The organism is Kitasatospora sp. NPDC089509 (genome assembly GCF_044749365.1).
GTDB lineage: Bacteria > Actinomycetota > Actinomycetes > Streptomycetales > Streptomycetaceae > Kitasatospora.
The window spans coordinates 18,380-44,680 of record NZ_JBIVHS010000013.1 but is presented as its reverse complement, the minus strand read 5'-3'; the positions used below and the strand labels follow the sequence as shown (position 1 = coordinate 44,680).

Below are 26,301 nucleotides of genomic sequence, written 5' to 3'. Positions count from 1 at the left end.
TTCCCGCGCGGGCGGTTCTCCACCCGCGCGGGCGAGCGCACGAGGGCGACACGCGCCCCGGCTCAGAGGCCGAGGATCCGCACCGCCAGCTCGCGCATCTCCACCTTGCGGATCTTGCCGGTGACCGTCATCGGGAACTCCTCCACCACGTGCACGTACCGCGGCACCTTGAAGTGCGCCAGGCGCCCGGCGCAGTAGGCGCCCACGGCCTCGGCGGTGAGCGGCTCGGCGCCCTCGCGCATCCGGATCCAGGCCATCAGCTCCTCGCCGTACTTCCGGTCGGGGACGCCGATCACCTGCACGTCCAGGACGTCCGGGTGGGTGTGGAGGAACTCCTCGATCTCGCGCGGGTAGAGGTTCTCCCCGCCGCGGATCACCATGTCCTTGATCCGCCCGGTGATGGCGAGGTAGCCGTCCTCGTCCATCACGGCGAGGTCCCCGGTGTGCATCCAGCGGGCCGCGTCGACGGCCTCGGCGGTGCGCTCGGGCTCCTCCCAGTAGCCGAGCATCACGGAGTAGCCGCGGGTGCACAGCTCGCCGGGCTCGCCGCGCGGGACGGTCCGGCCGGTGGCCGGGTCGACGACCTTGACCTCCAGGTGCGGGCCGACCCGGCCGACCGTGGAGACCCGGCGCTCGACCGGGTCGTCGGTGCGGGTCTGGGTGGAGACCGGCGAGGTCTCGGTCATGCCGTAGCAGATCGACACCTCGGCCATGCCCATCCGTTCGATGACCTCCTTCATCACCTCGGTCGGGCAGGGCGAGCCGGCCATGATGCCGGTGCGCAGGCTCGTCAGGTCGTAGCGGTCGAAGTCCGGGTCGGCGAGTTCGGCGATGAACATGGTCGGGACGCCGTACAGCGAGGTGCAGCGTTCGGCGGCGACGGCGGCCAGGGTGGCGCCGGGGTCGAAGGCGGGGGCCGGGATGACGACGCAGGCGCCGTGCGAGGTGGCCGCCAGGTTGCCCATGACCATGCCGAAGCAGTGGTAGAAGGGCACCGGCACGCAGATCCGGTCCTGTTCGGTGTAGTGCAGCAACTCGCCCACGAAGTACCCGTTGTTGAGGATGTTGTGGTGCGAGAGGGTGGCGCCCTTGGGGAAGCCGGTGGTGCCCGAGGTGTACTGGATGTTGATCGGGTCGTCCGGGGCCAACTCGCCCTGGCGGGCGGCTAGCAGGGCCGGGTCGACGGCGCGGCCGGCGGTCAGCACCGCGTCCCAGGCGGGGCTGCCGAGCAGCAGTACCCGCTCCAACTCCGGGCAGTGCGGCCGGACTTCGTCGATCATCCCGGCGTAGTCCGAGGTCTTGAAGCGCTCGGCGGCGACCAGCAGCCGGATCCCGGCCTGGTTCAGCACGTACTCCAACTCGTGTGCCCGGTAGGCCGGGTTGACGGTGACCAGGATCGCGCCGAGCTTGGCGGTGGCGTACTGGGTGAGCGTCCACTCGGCGCAGTTGGGGGCCCAGATGCCGACCCGGTCCCCCTTGGCGATCCCCAGCTCCAGCAGGCCGAGGGCCAGCGCGTCGACGTCGGCGGCCAGTTGGGCGTACGTCCAGCGGCGGCCGGTGGGGCGGTCGACCAGCGCGTCCCGGTCGGGGAAGGCGCGCACCGCGCGGTCCAGGTTCTCCCCGATGGTGTCGCCCAGCAGCGGGACGTCGGCGGTGCCGGAGGCGTAGCTGCGCGGGGCGGGCGGTGTCGGCACGGGCGGGCTCCTGGGTGCGGCGGCGCGGGACAGGGAACCATGGTCGCGGTCCCGGGCCCGCGCCGCCACCCCCGAACGGGGGTACCGGCACGGCGCCGGGGCCGCCCGTCGGGTTCGACGGACGGCCCCGGCGCGCGGGTCAGAAGTTGATGCAGGTGTTGCCGAAGGCCGGGTTCAGCAGGGAGATGACCCCGATCGAGTTGCCGCAGACGTTGGCCTCGACGTTGATCGGGATCTGGATCTGGTTGCCCGACAGGACGCCGGGCGACCCGAAGGCGACACCGTTCGCGGTCGCGTCACCGGCGGCGGCGGTGCCGGCACCGGCGAGGACGGCCACCGCGGCGAGCGCGGTGGCGGCGAGGGTGGTGCGAATACGCATTGCGTCACTCCTTGTGAGGCTGGCGAACTCCGTGTGACGATCACACTCGCACCGATCGAACTCGACGGCAGTCCGGGAGCGGCCGAATTGGTCATTCCGGGGGCGTGTCGCCCTCCCGCCCGGTCTCCCGTCCACCGGCCCGCACCCCGGCGGGTGCGGCCACGCTCAGTGATTCCAGCAGCTCCAGGGCCGGTTCGAGGCCCGGCTCGGCCTCCACCGCGCGGTGCAGCAGACCGAGCGCCAGCGCCCCGTCACCGGCCGCCAGCGCCTCCAGGGCCCGGTTGTAGTCGATCCGAGCGGCGTAACGCAGCCGGAACAGCACGCCCAGGTCCTCCCGGCAGGACGGGCAGCCCAGCGACTGCCGGTCCGCCGGGACCTTGCACAGCGGGCAGCGGATCTCGGGAACGGTCACGGCGGTCATCGCGGACCCGCCTCCTCCGGACGGACCGGGCCGAGCGACTCGGCGGCCGGCTCGTTGCCCAGCTCCCGCTGCGCCTGCGCGTACAGCGCGAGCAGGTTCGACATGTGGCGGTTGACCTCCTCCATGTTGGGCGCCTCCACCGCCTCGTCCAGCCCGCGCAGCTCCGCCATGATCCGCTGGCCGAGGGCCGGCGAGACCATGTTCTGGTTGACGTAGACGTTGCACATGGTGAGCATCCGGAAGGTGTGCCCGAGCGAGTCGCACAGCTCGTCCGCCTTCTGGGCCGCGCGCATCGCGCCCTCCCAGTCCGCCGCCTCCCGGCGCAGCCGCAGCTCGGCGGCCACCGAGCGGAGCCGGTCGAGGTCGCTCGGGTCCAGGTGCTTCTCGCAGTAGTGGATGAACAGGCTCAGGTACGCCTCCGAGCCGCGCACCCAGCGCTGGGCCTTGAGCTGGCGCTGCGCCCGCTCCAGCGCCTCGTCCACCGACTGGCCGCGGGTCTGCCCGGCGGCGAGGTCGTCCAGGGTGTCCATCAGGCGCTGGGCCTCGCGCCGCTCGGCCTCGGTCAGCTCGCCGCCCCAGCGGTCGGTGAAGGACTCGATCTGCCGCTGCTGCTCCTCGACCTGCACCTTCAGCTCCGGGTCGAGGGTGACCCGCTCCAGCTTGACGGTCTTCTCGGCGCCGCCCTGGATCCGGACGGACAACGTGACGGTGCGGTCCCGGTCCAGGCCGAAGGCCACCTCCACCGGGGTGCGGCCGCCGAGCCCCTCGGGCAGGCGCAGGGTGAGGTGGCCGATCAGCTCGTTCTGCTGGGCGATCTCGTGCTCGCCCTCGTAGACCGCGACCTCCAGCCGCTGGCGGCCGCTGCCGGAGACCACGAACTCCCGGCTGACCGGCGAACTCGTCGGGTAGCTGGTGTTCTTGGGGATGATGACGGCCAGCCGGCCGTCGTTGAGCTCGATCCCCAGGTTCTTCGGGGTGATGTCGAACGGGTTGGTGATCTGCATCAACTCGCCGCAGCTGGTGCAGACTTCGCTGCCCGGCGGGTTGACCACCGAGCAGGAGCCGCAGCGCAGGCCGACGTCCTCGGCGGCGGTGGAGGCCACCTTGGTGTGGCCGGGGGCGGCCGAGTTGAGCGGCTCACCGCACAGTTCGCAGGCGGTGACGCCGGGGGCGGCCGGGGTGCCGCACTGCGGGCAGTTGCCGCCGCGCAGCACGGTGGTGGCCTGCGACTGCTGGGGGACGGTCGCCCCGCCGGCGGCCGAACCGGCCATCGGAGCGGCGCACTTGGGGCAGTCGGTGGCCGCGGCGTCGACCGGGATGTGGCAGGTCGGGCAGGAGACCCGGTCGCCGCCGAGCAGCGAGGTGGCGCAGTTGGCGCAGTTGGAGGCGGACAGGTCGCCGGGAGCCCGGCACTCCGGGCACTCCACCTCGCCGACCAGGGCGGACTGGGCGGCCGCGCCGAGCGCCACGCACTGCATCGGGTTCACACCGCGCTTGATCCGGCGCGGGCCGAACACCTCGCCGAGCCGCCGCTCGACCAACGGGATCGCGGTCGAGCCGCCGACCAGCACCACCTCGTCGATGTCCCCGACGGTCAGGTTGGCCTGCATGATGGCCTTGTGGGTCAGCTCGATGGTCCGCTCGATCTGGGCCTCGATCAGCTCCTCGAAGCGGGCCCGCTCGAACTCCGTCTCCAGCACCAGCTGTCCGGCGCCCAGGCCCGGCAGGATGACCTCGGAGGCCTCCTGGTTGGACAACTCGATCTTGACGGTCTCGGCGGTGGCCGCGATCTTCGGGCGGTCACGCAGGTCGGGCTGGTAGTCCGCGCCGTACTCCTCGCGGATGTCCTCCAGCAGCGCACTGGTGATCGCCCGGTCGAAGTCGTCGCCGCCCAGCAGGTTGTCGCCCTCGATGCCGAGCACCGAGACCGAACCGGGCACCAGCAGCAGGATGGAGATGTCGAAGGTGCCGCCGCCGAGGTCGTAGACCAGGACGGTCCGGCCCTCCTCGCCGGCCTCGGTGGTGAGCCCGTACGCGAGCGAGGCGGCGGTCGGCTCGTTGATGATCCGCAGCACGTGCAGGCCGGCCATCCGGCCCGCCTCCTGGGTGGCCGCGACCTGCCGCTCGCCGAAGTAGGCGGGGACGGTGATGACGGCCCGGTGGAAGGGCTCGCCGATCCGCTGCTCGGCGTCCTGCTTGAGCCGGTGCAGGATGATCGCGGAGATCTCGATCGGGGTGTAGGAGCGGCCGTTGAACCAGACGTTGACGTCGCCGTCGGTGCCCGCGGTGACCTTGTAGTCGATGTCCTTGAGTGCCGCCTGGACCTGCTGGTCCTTGAACTTGCGGCCCATGAAGCGCTTGACCGAGCGGATCACGTTGGCGCCGTCGATGGCGACCCGGCTGCGCGCGGTCGAGCCCACCAGCAGTTCGCCCTTGCGGCCGCTGCCGACCACGGAGGGCGTGGCCTCCTGGTTCTGCCGGTTGAAGATGATCTCCGGCGCGCCCCGACGCAGGTGGGCCACCACGGAGTTGGTGGTACCCAGGTCGATGCCGAGTGTGCGGTACATGTCGTTCCCCTCTTGCCCCTCGTGGTCCTGGCTACTTCTTGCGCTTGGCCCGCTTGGGCGGGCGGCCGGTCACCCTGGCCTGCCGCCGGGCCCGCGGCGGAACGGGCCGGGCGGCGGGCTCGGCCGACTCGGCCGACTCCGTCGGTTCCTCGGGCTTCTCCGTCTCCTCGACGGACGCCTCCTCGACGGGCGCCTCCTCGACCAGTGCCGCGTCCCCGACCGCCGCCCCCTCGACCGGCGCCGGCGGGGCGTCCGCCGCGGACACCGCCGACCCGATCCGTGGGTCGACGACCGGCTGCAGCGCCGACTCCGGTGCGGCGACCACCACTTGGGCCCGTCGCAGCACGTCCTGCTCCCAGAAGAAGCCGGTCACCACGGTCTGCAGCACCGTCTCCGGCGCCACCCCCGGCCGCACCTCGGTGCCGACGATCTCGGTCAGCGCCGGGTCCGCCGCCAGCCCCTCCAGCCGCATCGGCCGCACCCCGGCCTTGGCCAGCCGGCCGAGCAGCCGTCGGCGGGTCGCCTCCAGCCCGGCGCCGCGGCCGTGGGCGACCAGCTCGCGGTCCAGGCCGAGGGCGGCCAGCGCGTCGTCCACCTCGACCAGGACGCCCAGCAGCTCCCGCTGGGCGGCCCGGGCCTGCTGCTTCTGCTCCGTCAGCTTGCTGCCCAGCAGCGAGGCCCGGAACAGCAGTTGGGTGAACCTGGCCTCCAGGTCGACGGACTCGACGCCCGGCGGGACCTCCAGCGGCCGGTGGCCGGTCAGCGGGGATGCGGTCGGTGCGTCGGTCATTCGGGGACCTCGATCTGCGGCAGCACGGACAGGTCGGCCGCGTAGCGGGCGGGCACGGGCGGTTCGGGGTCGGCGCCGCCGGGGGCGGGCTCGGCGAAGTCGGCGGCCGCCTCGGACCGGTGCAGGGCAAGCAGGGCCGGGGCCGTCGGCGGGCCGGGGCGCTCGATCACCAGCAGCGGTTCGGCCAGCGCGGGCGCCAGCAGCTCGGCGGCCCGGTCCACCGGCTCGGGCGGGAGCGGCAGTTGGAGGTCGACCTCCAGCCGCCGGTCCGGGTTGCGCAGCAGGGCCGCGGCGTCCTGGATCTGCTGGCGGCTGTACCGGCCCGCCTTCAGCGCCTTCCCGACCGAGAGGTTGATCTCGCGCGTCCCGGCCGTGAGCGGGATGCCCAGGACCTCGTACGGCGACGGTTCGTGCAGTGGCATGGCGGGCGGCCTCTCTCCTCACGGCTCGGACGGGCGGCAACTCACGGTTCGGGGACGGGAATCCGGACGGACGGACGGGCAGGACCATGGGCGGGCGGACGGAACAACCGGCGGACGGCCGGGCGGGTGCACGTGCTACGACGATGCCGACCGCCCGGCGGTTGCCGGTCAGCGGAGCCGGTTGATCCGCCCCAACAGGGCCGTCAGCTCACGGTCGTTCGGTTTGTACTGCAAGGCCGTCTCGACCGCCCCCCGGGCCTCCAGGCGGCGGCCCGCGTTGGCCTCGGAGACGGCGTACGAGCTGAGCACGATGGCGATCTCGTCGCGCAGTTTGGCGGTGGTCTCCGCGGTGACGGACAGCGCGATCGCCTCCTTCAGCAGGTTGACCGCCCGGAGGTAGTGGCGCTCCTCGTAGAACCCGACCGCCTGGCCGCGCCAGATGCTGACCATCAGGCCGCGGATCTCCGGCGAGTCGTCGTAGGACCTGGCCTTCTGGAGCATGGCGATCTGGTGGGTGAAGTTCTGGTTCTGCATGTGGTCGATGACGTGGTTGGCAAGCATCACCGAGACCCGGCGGGTCGCCTCGGCGCCGGACCGGGTGTAGTCGCCCTCCCAGTCCGGGTCGGCGTCCAGGGCGCTCGCCATCCGGCGGATCGCGGTGTCGCTGTCGTCGGCGAAGGCGGCGGACCAGGAGAGTTGGCGCAGCACGAAGGCCAGGCCGCGCCGGTTCTCCGGGTCGTCGTCGATCTCCAGCAGCATCTGCCAGATGTCGACGGCCTCCAGCAGTTCCGCGTCGGGGGCGCCGACCCGGCTGAGCTCGCCGGCCCGGTTGCCGAGCGCGGCCCGGAGGAAGCGCACGGCGGTCGGGTCGTCGGGGACGAGTTCGAGGCCCTTGAGGACGAGGTCGATGGCGCGCCGGTAGTCCTTCTCCTCATTGTTGATCTTGCGGCCCCACTGGGCGTAGGTCGCGCCGAGGTCTCCGCGCACCTCCGGGTCGTCCGGGGCCAGCGCGTGGGCCTTCTCCAGCAGTTCGGCCGCGCCCGGCTGGTCGTCCTCGCTGCTCTTCAGCAGGGCCCGGGCGGCCCGGACCCCGGACTCGGCGGCGATCCGGGCGGCGTCGGCGGGCAGCACCACGCCGGGGACGGTCCGGGCGCGGGTGAGGCAGTCCAGCGCCTCGCGCCAGTCCTGGTTGCGGTGGTGCTCCCGGGCCTGGCTGACCAGCGCCTCGCCGAGCAGCGCCTGCCAGGCCTCGTCGCGCCCGTGCTCGGCGACGGCGTCCAGGGCGACGACGGCGGCGGCCTGGCGGCCCTGGAGGCCGAGGTAGCGCTGCGGGCCGAGCTCACCGAACAGGCCGAGGGCCCGGTCCAGCGGGGCGTCCTCCGACACGTCCCGGCGGCGCCGGGCCCCGACGGCCTCCTCGAAGGCGGCGGCCCAGCCGTCGAGCCCGGGCTCGGCGCGGAGCAGCCGGTCGAGGGTGGGGCCGACGGCGAGCCGGCGGGTGGGGCGGCCGGGCAGGGTGATCCGGACGTTCTCCAGGGCGAGCGCGTCGGCGGCGTGGATCTCCATGCCCAGCCGCAGCGTCCAGGCGGTGACCTCGTCGCCGGTGCGTCCGGCGGTCCGGTCGAGGGCGCGCAGGTCCTCGCGGAGGCGGTCGGTGAGCGCGGTGCGGGCGGCCGTCATCCGCTGGGGTTCGGGGGTGCGGTCGGTGATCCGGGCGATCTCGCTCCACAGGCCGAGCTGGTGCAGGGCGGCGACCAGGCAGCCGATCGTCCAGGCCCAGACCTCCTCGTCGTCCCCGGTCACGGCCAGCCGGTAGCCGGACAGGCCGAGGGCGTGCAGCAGCCGGGGGTGGGCCGGGTCCTTGCGCAGCAGGTCGCGGTAGGCGAGGTAGGCCTCGCGGTGGTGGCCCTCGACGGCGTGCTGGTGGGCCTCGTGCTCGGCGAGCAGCACCAGGGCGCCGGCCGCCTGCGGGTGGGCGGGGGCCAGGGTGAGGGCCTGGCGCAGGTCGCCGGCCGCCCGTCCGGGCCGGTCGGCGGCGAGGGCGGCACCGGCCCGGCGGACCAGGACGGCCGCCCGGGCCGGGCCGGCGTCCTCCGGGAGGTCGGCCAACGCCTCGTCGAGCCGGCCGAGTTCGGCGCGCAGCAGAGCGAGGTCGAGCCGGACGGGTGCGGCGGCGGGGCGGTCGCCGAGCGCCTCGACCCAGGCCGCCAGCACGGGTTCGGCCTGCTCGGGGGTGCCGGCCCGGCGGGCGCAGTCCAGGACGGCGCGCAGGGCGGGGCCGGCGCAGGGTATGCAGCGCGGCGCGGCGGTCCCGGTGGGCGCGGGCAGGTGGTCGGGGCAGGCCTCCCGGCCGCAGCCGCCGCAGGCGCCGGTGGCGGGGCGGGTGCAGTCCGCGCAGTCGCCGACGGGGTCGGCCGCCGGTCCGGCGGCGGAGAGGAAGCGGCGGTACCAGTCCAGCGCGGCGGCCCAGTTGCCGGCCCGTTCGGCGAGCAGGGCGCGCAGTCGGGCGAGCGCCGGGTCGCCGGCCGGGTCGGGGTCGAGCGGGCCGAGCAGGGCGATGGTCTGGACCGGACGGCCCGCCAGCAGGGCGGCGGCGGCCAGGTGGTAGCGGTCGCGGAGTCCGGCGGTGGGGTCCAGCAGCGCGGTGACCTGGTCGGTGCCGCCTCCGGCCAGGGCGAGCGCGGCGCGCAGCCGGGACTGCCGGTGGGTGACGGCGCCGGGCAGGGTGTCGGCCAGTGCGAGGGCGGCGGCGGCGTCGCCGCGGGCCCCGGCGTCGTCCCGGCCGCCGATCAGCAGGTGGGCGGCCTCGCGCAGGGCGGCCTCGCGCAGCGCGGCCCGGTAGCCGGACGCGGCGGGGTGCTCGGCGGCGGCCCGCTGCCAGAGGGCGCGGGCGGCGGCCGGGTCGACGGCCAGCCTGGTCCGGGCGAGCCGGTCGCGGGCCAGCGCCTGCCGGCCGTGCAGTTCGGGGTCGTCCAGCGGCTCCCAGCGGGCCAGGGCGCCGGCCGGGTCGTCGGTGCGGGCCAGCGCGAGGCCGTGGTGGTAGGCGGCGATCCGGCTCCAGCGGGAGTCCGGTTCGGTGTCGGCCTCGGCGCGCAGGATCGGTTCCGCTTCGGCGGACTGGCCGGCGGCGGTCAGGGCGGCGCCGAGCCGGACCCGGGCGGGGCGCCAGTCAGGGATCTGGCCGAGGCCGGTCCGGTAGTCGGCGGCGGCCTCGGCGGGCCGCGCGGCCCGCTCGTGCACCAGGGCCAGGCCGAACCGGGCCGGGGCGAAGGAGGGTTGGACGGTGAGCGCGGCGGCGAACTGCTCCCGGGCCTGCTCGTCGGCGCCGAGCAGCAGGGCGAGCCGGCCCAGGGCGTAGCGCGGGCGCGGGTCGCCGGGGCTCTCGGTGGCGGCGGCCGCGAGGTCGGCCCAGGCCGCGTCGGTGGCGCCGAGCCGCTGCCGGGCCAGGCCGCGGAAGAGCAGGCTGTCGGTGCGCAGCGCCGGGCCGCGGCCCCACGGGGAGGGTTCGCCGGGCCCGCGGCGCAGCGCCTCGTCGAAGGCGGCGACGGCCGGTTCGTCCCGGTGCAGGGTGAACAGCTGGGCGCCCCAGCGGAACCAGAGTTCGCCGCTGCCGCCGGGGGCCGCCGCGGCGAGCAGCGGTTCGGTCTCGGCGGCCCGGCCGGTGGCGCGCAGCAGGGCGGCCCGGGCGAGTACCGGCCAGTCCTGGCCGGGCAGGGCGGCGAGGGCGCTCGCCGTGGCGTGTTCGCGCTGCTCGGGGGCGCCCTCGCGGCACAGGTGCTGGAGCTGCTGCCGGGCGCGGGCGGCCGTCTCGGCCTCCTCGCCGGGTTCGGTGCCGGTCGCGGTGGCCCGGAGGAAGGCGAGCAGCGGGCCGAGTTCGCCGTCCGGGGAGCGCAGTTGGTCGTCGGCGAGGCGCTGCAGGCCCCACCGGGGCAGTTGCCGGGCGGGGTCGGTGAGCAGCGGGAAGGCCTCGCGGTACAGGGCGAGGGTGGCCTGCTGGTCGCCGGTGGGGATGGTGGCCTCGGCCTGGCCGAGCAGGGCGAGGCCGCGTTGGACGCCCAGTTCCGCCGGGCCGGTGGCGAGTCGGCGGGCCAGTCGGGCGTAGCGGCGGCGGGCCTGCGGGGCCTGGCCGGCCGCGAGCCGCTCGCCCGCCGCGGCGAGCGCCTTGGCGACTCCGGCCGGGTCCAGGGTCGTTCGGCCTCGGACGACCCAGAAGACCGCCACCCCGGCCAGTGCCGCCGCGACCAGCAGCACCGCGATCAACAGCATGCACCGTCCCCCTGCGCCGTGAAGTCGTCCCACACCATGATCAACTTTCCCCGTACGACCATGAGTTGACGTTGTTTCGTGATGTTGCTCGGGCGCCCATCAGAATAGGGCCTCCCCGGGGCCGCCGAACAGGAACGAGCACTATCCTGGGCAGCGCGCGGGCCGCGCGACGGCCGTGCGTCCACAGTGGTGAGGAAGCGTCGGGGGTCGTGTGTCCGAGTCTCGTTGGGTGCCCGGGCTCCGCTTCGGGCCGGAGTTCGACCCCGAACAGTACGAGCTGCTGGAGTTCCACCACCGGGGCGGCGAGGCCGAGGTGTGGCGGGCGGTGCGCACCGGGCACAACGGGATCAAGGAACTGGTCGCCGCGAAGATCATGCTGGAGCGCGACCCGTCCGAGGTGCGGCGCTGGCTCGGCCGCTGGGACGACGTCTCGCACAACGCCCACCGGCTCGGCGTCACCGACCTGGTGGTGCCCAGCTTCCTGCTCGGCCCCTCCCCGCACCGGCCCGGCACGGTGCCCTCCGGCGGGCTGCTCGGCTACCAGATCTCGCCCTGGGTCGAGGGCGTGCCGCTGCACACCTGGGCCCGCGCCCAGCGCGGCGGGCCGACCGCGACCGCCGACGTGCTGGTCCGGCTCTGCCGGATCGTCGACGACCTGCACCGCAAGCGCTGGGTGCACCGGGACATCTCCCCCGCCAACGTACTGGTGGACGCCCAGGGCCTGGTCAAGCTGATCGACCTGACCTTCCTCGCCCCGCTCGACCACACCCTGACCGTCGCGGTGTTCACCCCCGGGCACGTCCCGCCGGAGGCCGAGCAGGTCGGCGGCTTCCCGACCACCGCCAAGGACCTGTTCGCGGTCGGCACCCTCGCCCGCGCCCTGCTGCTGCCCGACCACGGCCGACTGGACCACCGGCTCGCCGCCGAACAGGCCCGCGCCGAACTGCTGGCGGCCGGCTACGGCGAGGAACTCGCCCACTGGGCCTGCGAACCGCTCGCCCGCGAACCCGGGCGCCGCCCCGCCCCGCTCGGCCCCTGGGCCGCCCGCGGCCGCGAACTCCTGCGCGCCCACCGGCCGGTGGCCCGCACCGCGGGCCTCGCCGTGCTGCCCGACCGGGCCGGCCGGCCGGTCGTGGTCACCGCCGGGGCCGACGGCACCGCCCTGGCCGGGCCCGGCCGCACCGGCCACCGGCTGCCCGCCGGCCAGGGCCCGGGCCCGGTACGGGAGTTGGCGGCGGGCTGGGCCGGGCGCCAGGGCGAGCTGGTGGTCTGCGCCGAGGACCGCTCCGGCACCCTGTGGGTCGGCACCGCGGCCGGCTGGTGGGAGGCCGCGCGCGGGGTCGGCGGCCTCGCCGGGAGGGTCGGCGCGGCGGGCGAACTGACCGTGTGGACGGCCGCGGCCGGCGCCCTGCGCTCCTACCGCTGGGCCCCCGGCCTCACCCTCACCGGCCAGGAACACCCCGGCTGCCCCGCCGACCGGGTGCTCGCCGCCGAGGAGGAACGTCCCGGCAGCTGGCTGGTGCTGCTCGAACACCGCGAGCGGGTGCTCAGCTGGCGCCCGGGCTCCGGTGAACCACCCGTCCCGGTCGGCCCGCCCGGCGCCCTGCGCGCCGGGGCACTGGCCCGCACCTCGGCCGGACCGCAGGCCGCCACCCTGCGGACGGACGGCTCGGCGCAGTTGCACGGCATCGGCGCGGCGCAGCTGCACGGCACCGGCTCGGCACAGCTGCACGGCATCGGCTCGGCGGCCTCCGCCGGCACCGAGATCGGCGACGGCGAGCCCGCCCTCGGCCTCGCCATGGTCGGCCACCGCGGCGGCCCCACCATCGCCCTGGCCGGCGCCGGCGGCGTACGGCTGCGGCTGCCGGCCGGCGGCGCCTCCCGCCGGCCGCGCTGGTGGCGGCCCACCCTCCGGCCGGCCACCCGGGTCGCGCTCGCGGTCGGGGACGACTGGCGGCTGTGCCTGGCGGCGGTGGTCGAGGGCGAGTTGCAGGTGTGGCAGGAGGACGCGGCGTACCGGTGGCAGGCGGTGGACCTGCCGGAGGGGGGATAGGGCGGGTCCGACGATTCGCGTCGGATCAGCGCGCGGTGTCCTGGGCCGGGCAGCGGTCGAGGAGTTCGGCGTAGGCCTCCTGGGCGGCGTCCTGCGGGAGGATCCGCTCGGCCCGGCCGCCGTCCGGCGTGCTGATCACGTAGTGCTCGGCGAGGTACGAGAAGTCGTCCCAGTCCTCCCAGCGGTGGGCGCGCAGCAGGGTCCGGCCGCAGCGGGTGCAGCCGATCCACGGCACCAGCACCAGGCCCGTCAGCTCCGGTTCGCGCCAACCGGTCAGCACCTCGGCCTCGTCGCGCTCGCCGTCCAGCAGCCGTACCGGGGCGGGCCCGCCGTCGCCCGGGCAGCGCAGCAGGCCGGGGGCGAGCTTCTCGCGCTCTCCCCACTCCTCGGTGAGCACCGAGATCTGCGCCCGGTCCGTGCCGGAGACCGGGATCTGGCGGGCGAGCAGACCCTCGACCAGCAGGCCCAGCCCGCTCTCCTGCTCGCCGATCCTCCAGCAGTCCTTGACGCCCTCGGCCGCGTCGGCGGGCAGGAGGTCGGCGATCCGGTGCCAGAGCGCGGTGTTCTCGTCCATGGGTCGGACTCTAGCTCCGCTTACTCGCCGTGGTCGGCGAGGGGGCGGGCGGTCCGGGCGTCCGGGTATCCGGGCTGCGTCTTCCGGGCTGACGTGTTCCGGACGCGCCGGGGCCCCGGAACCGGGGCGGTTCCGGGGCCTCGGCCCGGCGGCGGCGGGGGTGGGGGCGGTGGCAGGGGCGGTGGCGGGGGCGGGCTCAGCGGAAGCGGCGCAGCCGGAGGCTGTTGCCGACCACGAAGACCGAGGAGAAGGCCATGGCCGCTCCGGCGATCATCGGGTTGAGCATCCCGGCGGCGGCCAGCGGCAGGGCGGCGACGTTGTAGCCGAAGGCCCAGAAGAGGTTGCTCTTGATGGTGCCGAGGGTCCTGCGGGAGAGCCGGATGGCGTCGGCGGCGGCGCGCAGGTCGCCGCGGACCAGGGTGAGGTCGGCGGCCTCGATCGCGGCGTCGGTGCCGGTGCCCATGGCCAACCCCAGGTCGGCCTGGGCCAGGGCGGCCGCGTCGTTGACGCCGTCGCCGACCATCGCGACGACCTTGCCCTCGGCCTGCAGCCGCTTGACGGCGTCGACCTTGTCCTGCGGCATGACCTCGGCGATCACGTGCTCCGGTGCGATGCCGACCTCGGCCGCGACCGCCTCGGCCACCGCCCGGTTGTCGCCGGTCAGCAGCACCGGGGTCAGCCCCAGGGCACGCAGGTCGGCGATGGCCTCGGCGCTGGTCGGCTTGACCGCGTCGGCGACCTCCAGCACGGCCCGGGCCGCGCCGTCCCAACCGACCGCGATCGCGGTGCGCCCCGCCGCCTCGGCCGTGCGCTTGGCCTCGACCAGCGCCGCCGGCAGGTGCTGCGACCACTCCTCCAGCAGAGCCACCCGGCCGGCCACCACGGCGTGGCCGTCCACCACGCCCTGGACGCCCAGGCCCGGCACGTTCTCGAAGCCCTCGACGGCGGGCAGCGGGCCCGCCTCGGCGGCGGCGGTGGCGATCGCCCGGGCGATCGGGTGCTCGGAGGCGTGCTCCAGGGCGCCGGCCAGGCGCAGCACCTCGGCCTCGGTGACGCCCTCGGCGGTGTGCACGGCGAGCAGGGTCATCCGGCCGGTGGTGACGGTGCCGGTCTTGTCCAGCACGACGGTGTCGACCTTGCGGGTGGACTCCAGTACCTCCGGGCCCTTGATCAGCACGCCCAGCTGGGCGCCGCGGCCGGTGCCGACCAGCAGTGCGGTCGGGGTGGCCAGGCCGAGGGCGCACGGGCAGGCGATGATCAGCACGGCCACGGCGGCGGTGAAGGCGGCCGTCCAGCCCTCGCCGGTGCCCAGCCAGTAGCCGAGGGTGGCCACCGCGAGGGTGATCACGATCGGCACGAAGACCGCGGAGATCCGGTCGGCCAGCCGCTGGGCGGCTGCCTTGCCGTTCTGGGCGTCCTCGACCAGCCTGGCCATCCGGGCCAGCTGGGTGTCCGAGCCGACCCGGGTCGCCTCGACCACCAGCCGGCCGCCCGCGTTGACGGTCGCCCCGGTGACCGCGTCGCCGACCCCGACCTCCACCGGGACGGACTCGCCGGTGAGCATCGAGGCGTCCACCGCGGAGGCGCCCTCGACCACCGTGCCGTCGGTGGCGATCTTCTCGCCGGGACGGACCACGAAGCGGTCGCCCACGGCCAGTTCGGCGATCGGGATCCGCACCTCGTTGCCGCCGCGCAGCACCGTCACGTCCTTGGCGCCCAGTTCCAGCAGCGCCTTGAGGGCGGCGCCGGCGGTGCGCTTGGAGCGGGCCTCGAAGTAGCGCCCGGCCAGGATGAAGGCGGTGACGCCGGCCGCCGCCTCCAGGTAGATGTTGGACGCGCCGTCGCTGCGGGCGATGGTGAGCTCGAAGCCGTGCCGCATCCCCGGCATCCCGGCGTCGCCGAAGAACAGCGCCCACAGTGACCAGAGGAACGCGGCGCCCGTCCCGAGCGAGACCAGGGTGTCCATCGTCGCGGCGCCGTGCCGGGCGTTGGTGAACGCGGCCTTGTGGAAGGGCCAGGCGGCGTATGTGACGACCGGCGCGGCGAGGGTCAGCGAGAGCCACTGCCAGTTGTCGAACTGCAGGACGGGCACCATCGCCATCGCGATCACGGGTACGGCCAACGCGACGGCGGTGAACAGCCGTTGGCGCAGCGGCGCCAGTTCGTCGACGGGCTCGGCGGGCTCGGCACCGGCCTCGGTCACCGGGGGCTTGGGCAGCGCGGCGGTGTAGCCGGTGGCCTCGACGGTGGCGATCAGGTCGGCGACCTCCACCTCGGCATCGAAGCTGACCTTCGCCTTCTCGGTGGCGTAGTTGACGGTGGCCGAGACGCCGTCCATCCGGTTGAGCTTCTTCTCGATCCGGGCCGCGCACGAGGCGCAGGTCATTCCGCCGATCGAGAGTTCCACCTCCGTGGAGGCGGGTGCCTGGGTGGTCATCGTTGCTCCTCGTGACAGTCGGTCCTTCGCGGTGCTTGCCCGGCCGAGGCCTTCATACCCTGGAGGGGTATTGGCGGCGCCGGGTTCCTTTATACCCCCATGGGGTACGGACAGCAAGGCCTTCCCGATACCCCCAGTGGGTATTTATCGAGAGCGGGGACTCGCTTGACTTGATACCCCCATGGGGTATTCACTCCGGGGCATCGAGCCAGCGAAGCAAGGAGCACCCGCCATGAACACCGCCCTGCGCATCACCGCCTTCACCGCCGGCCTCACCGCCGCCTTCGGCCTCGCCCTCGGCGTCGGCCACGCCACCGGTACCGGCACCGCCACCAAGCCCGCCGCCGACCACGCGGGGCACGGGGCGGGGCACGCATCGGGGCACGGCGCGGGGAACGGGTCAGAGCACGAGGACCACGCCGAGCACCTGCCCGGCGGACTCCAGATCTCCGAACGCGGCTACACCCTGAGCATCGACAACCCGTTCGTCACCGCCGGCTCCCCCACCCAGCTGCGGTTCCGCATCCTCGGCGCGGACGGCAAGCCGGTCACCGCCTACCAGCAGCAGCACGAGAAGGAACTCCACCTGATCGTCGCCCCGCGCGACCTCTCCACCTTCCAGCACCTGCACCCCACCCTCGCCGCCGACGGCACCTGGAGCGCCCCCACCGCCGTCCCCGCCGCCGGCGAGTACCGGGTCCTCGCCGACTTCACCCCCGCCGGCGCCACCGAGGGCCTCACCCTCGGCGCCGACCTGCACGCCGCGGGCGACCTGCGCCCCGCCCCGCTGCCCGTCACCGGCCGCACCGTCGCCGTCGACGGCTACACCGTCACCCTGGCCGGCGACCTCACCCCCGGCCGCAGCAGCCACCTCACCCTGAACGTCGGCAAGGACGGCACCCCCGTCACGGACCTCCAGCCCTACCTGGGCGCCTACGGCCACCTGGTCGCCCTGCGCGCCGGCGACCTCGCCTACCTCCACGTCCACCCGGACACCACCACCCCGGGCCCGGAGATCGGCTTCACCACCACCGCCCCCAGCGGCGGCGCCTACCGGCTCTTCCTCGACTTCCAGCACCAGGGCACCGTCCACACCGCGGCCTTCACCGTGACGGCCGACGGAACCGCCGCGCCCGAGGCCGCCCCGACCGGGGTGGCGGCCACCGACCACCAGCACTGAGCAGCGGCCCGAAACGGGCGGTGCCGGGCGGTCCCTCCCAGGGGACCGCCCGGCACCACTCGTACTCTCCCCCTCCTACGCCCCGCTCAGCGGAACGCGGCGACGTTGCGGGCGGCCCAGTCCGCGAAGGAACGCGGGGCGCGGCCGAGGACCCGCTCGACGTCCGGGCTGACGCGCAGTTCGGCCGGGCTCGGGGAGCCGAGGATGTCCAGGGTGTCGTCGGCCAGCTCCACCGGCATGTTCAGGGCCATCGCCGCCCGGGCCTCCTCCCGGGTGAGCTCGTGGAACCCCACCGGGGTACCGAGCGCGGCGGCGAGGGCGGCCGTCTGCCCGCGCGGGGTGATCACCTCCGGACCGGTCAGCTCGTACACCCCGCCGACGTGCCGGTCCTCCAGCAGGCAGGCCGCCGCGACCTCGGCGATGTCCGCCGGGTCGACGATCGGCACCCCGACGTCGCCGAACGGCGCGGCGACGACCCGATCGGTCCGCACGGACTCGGCCCACCACAGGGCGTTGGAGGCGAAACCCCCCGGCCGCAGCACGGCCCACTCCGGGACGGACTCCTGCAGCGCGTCCTCCAGCGCCCGCATCGCGACCCGCGTCGGACCGTACGGCCGGGTCACCACCCCCTGGGTGGAGAGCAGCACGACCCGACGGACCCCGGCCGCCGCCGCCTCGCGGATCAGCGCCTCCGGACCGCCCCCGGGGGCGTGGAGGTCGCCGGACAGCAGCAGGAACAGCGCCTTCGCCCCCTCCAGGACGGGCCCGAGCCCGCCCGGCGCGGCGAGGTCGGCCACCACGTGACGGACGCCCTCCGGCACCTCCGCCGAGTGCCGCGACACCGCCGTCACCTGCTCCCCCGCCTCGGCCAACGCCCGCGTCAACGGCCGGCCGATGTTCCCGGTCGCCCCGGTCACCACAATCATGATCAGCTCCTCGCCTCGATCTCCCTTGCGTGGCCGTCACGTTAGGAGCGGAAGCTCATCCTTGGTAAGGACGTACCTACAGGTAAGCTCATGACATGACGGAAGGTTCGCAGCGCATCCGGGTCGCGACCGGGAGCCGGTATGACGTGCTTCACACCGACTGCCCCGCGCGCGACATGGTCGACCACGTGACCAGCAGGTGGGGCATCTGGGTGCTGATCTCCCTGCGCGGCAACGACCTGCGCTACTACGAACTGCGCGAGAGCATCCAGGGCGTCAGCGAGAAGATGCTCGCCCAGACCCTGCGCACCCTGGTCGACGACGGCCTGGTCCGACGGCACGTCGAACCCACCATGCCGCCCCAGGTCAGCTACGGACTCACCGAGTTCGGCCACGAGATCGGCGAATCCCTGACCGAGCTCTTCGACCGCATCACCCAGCGGCTCTCCCTGCCCGCCACGGGCTGACCACCGTTGCACGGCACCCTCACCGACCTCGCCCGCTGCCTCTGGGGCGACGAGCACGGGCCCACCCCCGCGTGCGAGGCGACGTGGCAGCACGAGGAGTTCCACTTCATCGAACGGCTGACCTTCGCCGACCCGGACGAGATCCTCGCCATGCTGCGCACCCTCTGCCCGCAGCTCGCCGACGGCTACCTCCCGGTCCGGTTCCGCAACCTGGCCTACCGACTGCTGCTGCTCCAGCGCCCCGACGACCCGGCCCTCCTCCGCGACGCGGCCAACAGCCTCTACCTGCACGGCCCGGACTGGGACGACGTCGCGGACGAGCTGACGAGGCGCGCCGAGGCGCTGGAGGCGAGCTGAGCATCAAGCCCGGTTTCACGGCGCACCCGCACCACGGTGACCGTCAGACCCGGTCCCCCCGGAGCCATCCGATGCCCTGCGCCACGAGGGGCCACCAGAGCGGGAGGTGGGCGGGCGGGAGCTGCCACAGCTGGACCCGCTGGTGGGCGTAGGTGACGGAATGCGAGGTGCCCCAGGCGCCCGAGCCGCTGCCCCAGCTGTCCGTCGACTCGTGGAGGACCCCGGCCCACCGGAGCCAGACGAGGGGCTGGAGCCCGGTCGCGGGCGGGCGGACCGTCAGGTCGGTGTCGGTGTACTCCTCGGTGGTCTCGGTGTGCCAGGAGGAGCCGTCACCGTAAGTGGTGCTGTGGGCCGTGGTGTCCCGCCGGATCGCGACCGCGTGCACCTGGTAGACGCCCGACGCGACGCTCAGCACCACGGTCCAGACCAGGCCGACGCAGACCAGCGCGACGACCGCCAGCCAGAAGGGGGCACCCCAGCCCCGCACCAGCCGGAACCCGTGCACCGGCACCCAGAACACGATGACCGCCGCGACCCGCGTGAGCGGCCGCGCCAGGAAGGCCAGGAGGACGTACCCGGCCCAGCCGGGAGGCATCGACCAATTGGGCGACTCACCCGCCAGGAAACGGCCGTAGCGCGAGAGCGCGAAGGTCGCGACCAGAAGGACGCCGAACGCCGCCAGCACCGGATCCGGCCGGACCACATCGGGCCGGACACTGCCCAGCCACCCGGCCGCCCCCGCGATCAGCAACCCTCGCAGGTAGTGGGCCACCACCAGCTGCACCCCGCCACCCCCGGGAGGGCGCCGCATCGGCACGGGGGCGAACCACCACACCAGCACGCCGGCACCCAGCGCGATCCCCAGCCAGTCGGGCGTGGACCCGCGGAACCGGCCGTACAGCAGCATTGCCAGGAAGCCGAGTTGGGCGAACGAGCCGAGCATGCCGAACCGACGGAGCAGCCACCCGAGCCGCGGAGAGTCGATCAGTGCCATCTCGTCATCTCCCCCGAGAGTTTGACGGCACGTCATATCATGCCCGCCGATGACGGCACCGAGGAAGATGTCGGGCGGTCCGCAACGGGGCCGCCCGGCAGAGGACCCCAGCGGCCCCACACTCACTGTCCCCCGCGACGCGTGGACGGCCCTCATCACCGCCCTCATCACCGCCCTCAAAACCGGCGAACTCCCCACCACCTGAACACCCTTGCGCGAGAAGCCGGCCCGGCCGACTTCTCGCGCCACTCATCGGTGAAGTGCCTACGGCCGCTCAACCGGGCGGCGACCCCAGGCCGAGATCAACGGTGCGAGCGTCAGGTCGAGTTCGCCCGCCTCGACGGCGGCCAGGTGTGCGTCGATCTCGGCGTCGTCGGACAGGCCGGCCGCGAGTAGTTCGCCGCGCACGTGTCGGATGGTCGCCGCCTCCAAGCGGTCGCAGGCCACCCCGCCGACCGGGAAGAAGCCGGCCGCGGCGACATCCACCAAGCCGGCCTCCCGCAGCGCCCGCGGCACGGTCCGGCCGTAGCGCAGGTCCGCGCCGCGGCGTGCCAGCAGCTCCCGGACCGCGTCGCGCAGCCGGTTGGCCCGGCGCTGCGCCGGGCCGCTGTCGTCCACGCAGGCCAGTGGCTGCAGGGCGGTGTCGGCGTCCTCGACCAGCAGCCAGCCGCCGGGCCGCAGCGCCGCCGCCATCGTGGCCAACGCCCGGGCCCGGTCGGGCACATGGACCAGCACGAGCCGGGCGTGCACCAGATCGAAGGTCCCCGGCTCGGGGGTCGGATCGACGGCGACGTCGTGCCGGCGCACCTCGTACCCCGCGCCCTCCTTCAGCCACGACGGGTCGATGTCCGTGGCCAGCACGTGCCCGGTCGGGCCGACGGCCGCCGCGAGCGCCTCCGGGATGCCGGGGCCACCGGCGCCGACCTCCCAGCAGCGCGAGCCCGCCCCGATCCCCAGCCGCTCGACGTGCCCGCGCGTCACGCCGTCGAACAGCTCGGCCAGCCAGACGAACCGCTCACCCGCCTCGGCCCGCGCATTGTCCAGCAGGTACCCACGGGCGGAAGCGGTCGCCTCGCCGGTCGGTTCGGGGCGGCCACCGACCTGCGGCGGGCGGGGAGAGGACGTCATGCCCCCATGGTCGACCTTCCCGAGCCGCCTGCGCCACGACCCCACGGGAGGGATCCCTCACACCCCCGCGAACTCCCGTCCCCCCGACCACCCTTGCGCGAGAAGTCGGCCGGGCCGACTTCTCGTGCTGGGGCGGTCAGTGGTGGTCGTGGTGGTCATGGCCCGGGTGGTCGTCGGCCGGTGGCGGGCCGCCCATCATGCGGAGCATTGCCGGGCCGCCGGTGCAGAGGAAGCGGATGACCAGGCCCAGGGCCAGTAGCAGGAAGACGAGGTTGAGCCAGGTGGTGTAGTTCCACGTGATGCCCGCCATCGGGATCTCGGCGGCGCGCTGGTTCGGGACCAGGCCGAGGCCGCCGAACAGGAACTCGACGACGTAGCCGGCGACGACCATCGCCGCGTAGAAGGTGCCGAGCAGGAACAGGGCCATCCTCGCGCCGTAGTACTTCCGGTAGATACTGAGGATCGGGAGGATCAGCAGGTCGGCGAAGATGAACGCGACCACGCCGCCGAAGCTGATCCCGCCCTTCCACAGCACCACCGCCAGCGGCACGTTGCCGATCGAGCAGACGAACGAGGCGATGGCCACCAGCGGCCCGATCAGCGGGCCCCAGAGCTTCCCGGCCAGCGGGTGGTCGGCGAAGAAGAAGGCCTGCCAGAAGGAGTCCGGGACCCAGGCGGCGATCGCGCCCGCGATCAGCAGCCCGATCACCAGGTCCTTGAGGATCGCCGCCCACTCCATCACGAAGACGTGCGAGACGGAGGTGAGGCCGCGCGGCGAGAGCAACCGGCGGAGGAAGGATCCGGGGCCGGTCACGGACATGTCCATCGCCGCGTGCCCCTCCATCGAACCCGCCCGTCCGTACGAGGCCTGTGTGCGGGCTTCGGCGAGCAGCCGGTCGCGCAGGAACAGCCGGAACAGCACCGCGAGCAGCAGGATCATCACCGGCCCGCCGACGAACTCCGCCGCCGTGAACTGCCAGCCCAGCAACAGGGCCAGGATCACGCCGAGTTCGACCACCAGGTTGGTGGAGGCGATCTCGAAGGCCATCGCCGCCGTGAAGTCCGCCCCCTTGCGGAACAGCGACCGCGCCAGGGCGACCGCCGCGTAGGAGCAGGAGCTGGACGCGGCTCCCAGCGCCGCCGCGACGGCCAGCGTCCGCGGCCGGTCGTCGCCGAGCAGCCGCGCCACCGTCGACTTGTGGACCACCGCCTGGACGACGGCCGAGAGCAGGAAGCCGAGGATCAGTGCCCAGGTGATCTCCCAGGTCATCGATCCGGCGATGGACAGCGCGTGCAGGATCGCGTGCATGAGCGGTCGGCCCTCCTCGGTCCCCGCAGTCCTCTCGGTCCCCGAAGTCCCCGCAGTCCCCTCGGTCCCCGGTTCCGCGCGACCATATACCCATCCAGGGTATTCAGGAAGCACGGCGCGCCGCCGCCCCGCAGCGGTGACCGGCCTCAGCTCCCGGGCCCGGCCAGGGTGCGGTGGACGGCGGCCCGGATGCCCGGCTCCAGGTGGCGGGCCCAGGGCGGGTCCTGCTCGCCGCGCCGGCGGGCGCAGCAGGCGAGGGCGTGGGCGAACTGCTCGGGGGTGAGGTAGCCGAGGCGGTGGACGGTGTCGGCGCTGGACGCGCCGTTGAGCATCCGGCTGGTCAGGTCGCCCATCGGCAGGACGGAGTAACCGCGTCCGGCGGTGGCGTAGCTGTGGGCGGCGTTGGCGGTGAGGACGCCCATACCGAGGTAGACGGTGACCAGGTCGGTCAGCTTCTCCTTGTCGGAGCGGCTCCACGGGGCGCGCAGGCGTCCTTCCCCGGTCAGCCGCAGGTGGCCGAGTTCGTGGGCGATGATCCCGGCGAGATCGGCGGGGCGTTCGACGTACTCCAGGTCGATTTCGATGACGTCCCGCCCGTCGGACCGGTAGTAGCGGCCGACCGTCCGGCTCCTGCCGTCGCGGCCCGGGTCAAGGTCACCGGGGGCGAACACCCGGAGGTCGACGTTCCTGGTGTCGGCACCCATCACGGCGCCGACCCGGTCGACCAACTCCAGGATGCGGGCCCGCTGGTAGCGCCCGGTGAGGGTGGCGAGGTCGCTCGGCAGGAGGTCGGCGGTCGGCACGGCGAACTCGCGCCGGACGGCCTGCTCACCGAACTCGGCCGCGCACCAGCGGAGGCACTTCTCCACCCACGACCGGCCCTTGGCGGCCGCGCGGTCGTCGTCGCCGTCACCGTCCCAGCCGGACACCGAACCGGCCGTCCGCAGCCAGGGCTTGACCCCGTCGAGGTCGATCGCGCCCGGAGCGCGCCGTTCGGGCCGCTCACCACCGAAGAACCATGACATGCCGACCGTCCCCCCGTGCGATTCCGGTACTCCCCTACCGGCCACTGTAAGCCGGGAGTTGGACGGGGTCCGGGCGGGCCGGGTCGCGGGGGGGGCGGCCGTCGTGCGCGCTCTGGTCAGCGGCGGCTGCCGACGAGCGGGCGGGCCGGGGTGCGGTCCAGCCCGAGGTTGCGGTGGATCTCCAGGGCGGCGGTGGAGCGGTTCAGGGTGATGAAGTGCAGGCCGGGCGCCCCCTCGCGGAGCAGGTGTTCGGCCATCCGGGTCGCGTGCTCGACGCCGATCCGGTGCGCGGCCGCGCGGTCGTCGCGGGCGGCCTCCAGCCGGCGGGCCAGGTCGGCCGGGAAGGAGGCGCCGCTGAGTTCGGCGAAGCGGGCGATCTGGCGCACGTCGGTGGCGGGCATGATCTCCGGGATGACCGGGGTATCACAGCCCGCCGCGGCGAGTCGGTCGCGCAGCCGCAGGTAGTGCTCGACCTGGAAGAACATCTGGGTGAGGGCGTAGTCGGCGCCCGCCCGGCACTTGGCGGTGAAGTGCCGGATGTCGTCCTCCCAGTCCGTCGAGCGCGGGTGGCGTTCGGGGAAGGCGGCCACGCCGACGGTGAAAGCCCCGCACTCCTTGACCATCCGCACCAACTCGGCGGCGTGGCTGAGTCCTCGGGGGTGCGGCCGCCAGTCGCCGTTGGGGTTGCCGGGCGGGTCGCCGCGCAGTGCGAGCACGTCGCGGATCCCGACGTCCGCGTAGCGCCGCAGCACGGCCTGGAGTTCGGCGGTGGAGTGGCCGACGGCGGTCAGGTGGGCGACCGGGCGCAGGGTGGTCTGTGCGGCGATCCGTTCGGTGGTCCCGATGGTGCGGTCGCGCGAGGAGCCGCCGGCGCCGTAGGTGACCGAGACGAAGGTCGGCGCGACCGCCTCCACCCGCCGGATCGCCGCCCACAGGGCGCGTTCGCCGGCCTCGTCCTTGGCCGGGAAGAACTCGAAGGAGTACGTCCGCTCGCCCGCGGCGAGGATCTCGCGCAGCCCGCGGGGGCCGCGCCGGAGGGTGTGGTCCATGGGTGTCACCTCGTGTGGTGGGGTACGCCGGCCGCCGACCGGGCCGATCGGCCCATCCTGCTCGTGGAGCGCAACAGGACTGCCAGCAAAGGGACTCAAGGCTCGGAAGGGCGCCACCCCAACCCTTCCAGGTACCCTAGGGGGGTATGGTATGTTCGCAGGGAAGCGGCCGCCCGGGGCAGACTCCGGAAGGCGCCGTACGCACTGACGACAGGAGCACACCATGAGCGAGACCACCGTCACCGTCGAGTCGTCCGCCGCCGAGGCCGAGGCCAACGGCGGCTCCTGCTGCGGCTCGTGCGGCACCGGCACCGCCCAGGCCCCCGCCACCACCGCCGAGCGCGCGGTCTTCCAGGTGAAGGGCATGACCTGCGGCCACTGCGTCGGCTCGGTGACCGCCGAGCTGCAGAAGGTCGCCGGCGTCACCGAGGTCGCGGTCGACCTCGCCACCGGTCGGGTCACCGTGGACAGCACCGCCCCGCTGACCGACGCCGACGTCGCCGCCGCGATCGACGAGGCCGGCTACGACCTGGTCGGCCGCCTGGCCGGCTGAGCCCCCGTCGGCCCGGACGCCGGCCCCCTGCCCCTCGCCGCCCTGCCGTCCGGGCCGACTCCCGCCCCACCGTGGCCCGGTAGGGTGAGGAAGCTCCTCACCGCACAGGAACCGGAGACGGCCATGGCCAGCTACAGCGCCCACAAGGACGACTTCCTCAAGCGGCTGCGCCGCGTCGAGGGCCAGATCCGCGGCCTGCAGCGCATGGTCGAGCAGGACACCTACTGCATAGACGTCCTCACCCAGGTCTCCGCCGCCAGCCGCGCGCTCCAGTCCTTCGCCCTGCAACTCCTGGACGAGCACATCGAATGCTGTGTCCGCGACGCCATCGCCGAGGGCGGCCAGGAGGCCGACGCCAGGGTCCGCGAGGCCAATCAGGCCATCGCCCGCCTGGTCCGCTCCTGAAGGCCTCCCTCGAAGGAAGGCCGCCCCCGGAGGTCGCGCGCGTTTACGGGGTGGGGGTATCGACCGGGTCTCTCAGACCCGGTCGAGCGGTCGGTGTGGCCCGGCCGGCAGCTCCACGGTGATCGGGTCGCCGGGCCGCACCGGCCCGCCCGTCCGGACCACACCCATGATCCCGGCGCGCCGCACGACGGTGCCGTCCGCCGCCCGGTGGACGACCTGCTTCAGCAGCCCCGGCCGGTAGTCGTCGATCTGCAGGCAGGGGTTGCGCAGGCCGGTGACCTCCACCTCGGCCTCCGGCCCGATCCGCAGCACCGCGCCGACCGGCAGCCCGAGCAGGTCGACGCCCTCGGTGGTGATGTTCTCGCCGAGCGCGCCCGGCGCCACGTCGAAGCCCAACCCGTCGAGCTCGGTGAGCAGTTCGCGGTGGATCAGGTGGACCTGGCGCAGGTTGGGCACGGTCGGGTCCTTCGCGACCCGCGAGCGGTGCCGGACCGTCACCCCGGCGTGCACGTCGCCCTCCACCCCGAGCCCGGCGAGCAGCGTGATGCCCGTCCGGTTCGGCTTGCTGAACGAGTACTCGGCGTTGCTGCTGACCGCCACCACCGTGCCGTTCATCCGCGACGACCCCTTTCCCGGACTTCCCTGGACTTCCCCGGACTTCCCTCGATCCCGCGTTCGACCGCTGTCGACCGCTGTCGACCCTATCCCGCCACCGGAACCCGGAGCAGCGGCAGGACGATCTCGTCCAGCACCTCACCGACCACCCGGTCCGAGGGCACCTCTCCGTCGATCATGAAGGCGTCGCGCAGCAGGTCCAGCGGCAGCGTCACCACCCGCGGGGTGATCCGGGCCGGGTCGATCTCGCCGCGCTCGGCGGCCCGGTGCAGGATCCGGCCCAGGGTCTCCACCGGCCCCTCGTGGGTGAGCCCGGCGCGGAACACGCAGCGCAGTTCGGGGTCGCGCATCAGGTCGAGCAGGAAGCCGTGGACGCCCTCGACCGGCAGGTCGTCGAAGCGGTGCAGCAGGCGGCCGAGGAACTGCGACAGGTCGGTGCGCAGGTCGCCGGTGTCCGGCGGCTCGTGGTAGTCGGGGGCGTTGCGACCGAGGGCGGCCATCACCAGTTCGACCCGGTTCGGCCAACGGCGGTAGAGCACCGGCTTGCTGGTGCGGGCGCGGGTGGCGACGGCGTCCATGGTGAGCCTGGCGTAGCCGTGTTCGGTCAGTTCGGCCCAGACGGCGTCGAGGATCGCCTGCTCCAGTTCGTCCCCGCGCCGCCGCGGGGCGCCCGTTCTTCCGCTCGTCACC

The 26,301-nt window shown here is 74.2% G+C and carries 24 protein-coding genes; 7 read left to right on the top strand and 17 right to left on the bottom strand.

Going from position 1 to position 26,301, the window contains the following annotated elements; genetic code table 11:
* Positions 1-62: 62 nt before the first annotated feature.
* The 7 genes from ACIP4P_RS25310 to ACIP4P_RS25280 all read right to left on the bottom strand — a co-directional run bounded on the left by ACIP4P_RS25310 (position 63) and on the right by ACIP4P_RS25280 (position 10,539).
* Positions 63-1,694 (bottom strand): AMP-binding protein, encoded by a 1,632-nt coding sequence (locus ACIP4P_RS25310; RefSeq protein ID WP_400922012.1) that lies wholly within the window; start codon positions 1,692-1,694, stop codon positions 63-65.
* Positions 1,695-1,833: 139 nt separating this feature from the next.
* The gene (locus ACIP4P_RS25305) at positions 1,834-2,073 is read right to left on the bottom strand and encodes a chaplin (protein WP_400922010.1); all 240 of its coding nucleotides are present in this window, start codon (positions 2,071-2,073) and stop codon (positions 1,834-1,836) included.
* A 91-nt stretch (positions 2,074-2,164) separates the two neighbouring features.
* Complete coding sequence (locus tag ACIP4P_RS25300; protein ID WP_400922008.1) at positions 2,165-2,494, bottom strand: hypothetical protein; 330 nt, start codon at positions 2,492-2,494, stop codon at positions 2,165-2,167.
* Positions 2,491-5,061, bottom strand: a complete 2,571-nt coding sequence (locus ACIP4P_RS25295; RefSeq protein ID WP_400922006.1) for an Hsp70 family protein — start codon at positions 5,059-5,061, stop codon at positions 2,491-2,493. Before ACIP4P_RS25295 ends, ACIP4P_RS25300 begins: the two co-directional genes overlap by 4 nt.
* A gap of 31 nt (positions 5,062-5,092) precedes the next feature.
* On the bottom strand, positions 5,093-5,851 hold the full coding sequence (locus ACIP4P_RS25290; protein WP_400922004.1) for a nucleotide exchange factor GrpE: 759 nt from the start codon (positions 5,849-5,851) through the stop codon (positions 5,093-5,095).
* Positions 5,848-6,273, bottom strand: a complete 426-nt coding sequence (locus ACIP4P_RS25285) for a hypothetical protein (RefSeq protein ID WP_400922002.1) — start codon at positions 6,271-6,273, stop codon at positions 5,848-5,850. The genes ACIP4P_RS25290 and ACIP4P_RS25285 overlap by 4 nt, the downstream gene beginning before the upstream one ends.
* Positions 6,274-6,441: 168 nt before the next feature.
* Positions 6,442-10,539: a hypothetical protein gene (locus ACIP4P_RS25280; protein ID WP_400922000.1), complete on the bottom strand. Its 4,098-nt coding sequence runs from the start codon at positions 10,537-10,539 to the stop codon at positions 6,442-6,444.
* A 229-nt stretch (positions 10,540-10,768) separates the two neighbouring features.
* On the opposite strand from ACIP4P_RS25280, the gene ACIP4P_RS25275 reads away from it, so the two are divergent.
* Positions 10,769-12,592, top strand: a complete 1,824-nt coding sequence (locus ACIP4P_RS25275) for a hypothetical protein (protein ID WP_400921998.1) — start codon at positions 10,769-10,771, stop codon at positions 12,590-12,592.
* Positions 12,593-12,617: 25 nt separating this feature from the next.
* On the opposite strand, the gene ACIP4P_RS25270 is transcribed toward ACIP4P_RS25275, so the two are convergent.
* Positions 12,618-13,166, bottom strand: a complete 549-nt coding sequence (locus ACIP4P_RS25270) for a hypothetical protein (protein WP_400921996.1) — start codon at positions 13,164-13,166, stop codon at positions 12,618-12,620.
* A gap of 196 nt (positions 13,167-13,362) precedes the next feature.
* A complete protein-coding gene (locus ACIP4P_RS25265) occupies positions 13,363-15,603 on the bottom strand; it encodes a heavy metal translocating P-type ATPase (protein ID WP_400921994.1) in 2,241 nt (746 codons plus the stop codon).
* Between the two features lie 232 nt (positions 15,604-15,835).
* On the opposite strand from ACIP4P_RS25265, the gene ACIP4P_RS25260 reads away from it, so the two are divergent.
* On the top strand, positions 15,836-16,783 hold the full coding sequence (locus ACIP4P_RS25260; protein ID WP_400921992.1) for a hypothetical protein: 948 nt from the start codon (positions 15,836-15,838) through the stop codon (positions 16,781-16,783).
* An 86-nt stretch (positions 16,784-16,869) separates the two neighbouring features.
* Here ACIP4P_RS25260 and ACIP4P_RS25255 read toward each other — a convergent pair whose 3' ends face one another.
* Positions 16,870-17,709 carry an SDR family oxidoreductase gene (locus tag ACIP4P_RS25255; RefSeq protein ID WP_400921990.1) on the bottom strand — a complete coding sequence of 280 codons (840 nt, stop codon included), beginning with the start codon at positions 17,707-17,709 and terminating at the stop codon, positions 16,870-16,872.
* Between the two features lie 95 nt (positions 17,710-17,804).
* Here ACIP4P_RS25255 and ACIP4P_RS25250 point away from each other — a divergent pair, with 95 nt between their 5' ends.
* Complete coding sequence (locus tag ACIP4P_RS25250) at positions 17,805-18,176, top strand: helix-turn-helix domain-containing protein (protein ID WP_350518229.1); 372 nt, start codon at positions 17,805-17,807, stop codon at positions 18,174-18,176.
* 6 nt (positions 18,177-18,182) lie between these two features.
* Positions 18,183-18,533 (top strand): hypothetical protein, encoded by a 351-nt coding sequence (locus ACIP4P_RS25245; protein ID WP_400921988.1) that lies wholly within the window; start codon positions 18,183-18,185, stop codon positions 18,531-18,533.
* A 43-nt stretch (positions 18,534-18,576) separates the two neighbouring features.
* Here the strand turns inward: ACIP4P_RS25245 and ACIP4P_RS25240 are convergent, their stop codons facing one another.
* Positions 18,577-19,527, bottom strand: coding sequence for a hypothetical protein (locus ACIP4P_RS25240; protein ID WP_400921986.1), 951 nt, complete (start codon positions 19,525-19,527; stop codon positions 18,577-18,579).
* A 49-nt stretch (positions 19,528-19,576) separates the two neighbouring features.
* On the opposite strand from ACIP4P_RS25240, the gene ACIP4P_RS25235 reads away from it, so the two are divergent.
* Positions 19,577-19,732: a DUF397 domain-containing protein gene (locus tag ACIP4P_RS25235; RefSeq protein WP_400921984.1), complete on the top strand. Its 156-nt coding sequence runs from the start codon at positions 19,577-19,579 to the stop codon at positions 19,730-19,732.
* Positions 19,733-19,791: 59 nt separating this feature from the next.
* Here the strand turns inward: ACIP4P_RS25235 and ACIP4P_RS25230 are convergent, their stop codons facing one another.
* The 4 genes from ACIP4P_RS25230 to metF all read right to left on the bottom strand — a co-directional run bounded on the left by ACIP4P_RS25230 (position 19,792) and on the right by metF (position 24,038).
* Positions 19,792-20,655 (bottom strand): methyltransferase domain-containing protein, encoded by an 864-nt coding sequence (locus ACIP4P_RS25230; RefSeq protein WP_400921982.1) that lies wholly within the window; start codon positions 20,653-20,655, stop codon positions 19,792-19,794.
* A 136-nt stretch (positions 20,656-20,791) separates the two neighbouring features.
* Positions 20,792-21,964 carry a permease gene (locus tag ACIP4P_RS25225; protein ID WP_400921980.1) on the bottom strand — a complete coding sequence of 391 codons (1,173 nt, stop codon included), beginning with the start codon at positions 21,962-21,964 and terminating at the stop codon, positions 20,792-20,794.
* 146 nt (positions 21,965-22,110) lie between these two features.
* Positions 22,111-22,989 (bottom strand): hypothetical protein, encoded by an 879-nt coding sequence (locus ACIP4P_RS25220; protein ID WP_400921978.1) that lies wholly within the window; start codon positions 22,987-22,989, stop codon positions 22,111-22,113.
* A 116-nt stretch (positions 22,990-23,105) separates the two neighbouring features.
* Positions 23,106-24,038: a methylenetetrahydrofolate reductase [NAD(P)H] gene (gene metF, locus ACIP4P_RS25215; RefSeq protein ID WP_400921976.1), complete on the bottom strand. Its 933-nt coding sequence runs from the start codon at positions 24,036-24,038 to the stop codon at positions 23,106-23,108.
* 223 nt (positions 24,039-24,261) lie between these two features.
* Between metF and ACIP4P_RS25210 the strand changes: the two genes are divergently transcribed.
* On the top strand, positions 24,262-24,591 hold the full coding sequence (locus ACIP4P_RS25210; protein WP_400921974.1) for a heavy-metal-associated domain-containing protein: 330 nt from the start codon (positions 24,262-24,264) through the stop codon (positions 24,589-24,591).
* A gap of 84 nt (positions 24,592-24,675) precedes the next feature.
* Positions 24,676-24,996, top strand: a complete 321-nt coding sequence (locus ACIP4P_RS25205) for a metal-sensitive transcriptional regulator (RefSeq protein ID WP_400921972.1) — start codon at positions 24,676-24,678, stop codon at positions 24,994-24,996.
* Positions 24,997-25,068: 72 nt separating this feature from the next.
* On the opposite strand, the gene ACIP4P_RS25200 is transcribed toward ACIP4P_RS25205, so the two are convergent.
* Both ACIP4P_RS25200 and ACIP4P_RS25195 read right to left on the bottom strand, forming a co-directional pair.
* Positions 25,069-25,611 carry an MOSC domain-containing protein gene (locus ACIP4P_RS25200; RefSeq protein WP_350518236.1) on the bottom strand — a complete coding sequence of 181 codons (543 nt, stop codon included), beginning with the start codon at positions 25,609-25,611 and terminating at the stop codon, positions 25,069-25,071.
* 86 nt (positions 25,612-25,697) lie between these two features.
* A complete protein-coding gene (locus ACIP4P_RS25195; RefSeq protein WP_400921970.1) occupies positions 25,698-26,300 on the bottom strand; it encodes a TetR/AcrR family transcriptional regulator in 603 nt (200 codons plus the stop codon).
* Between the last annotated feature and the right edge of the window lies 1 nt (position 26,301).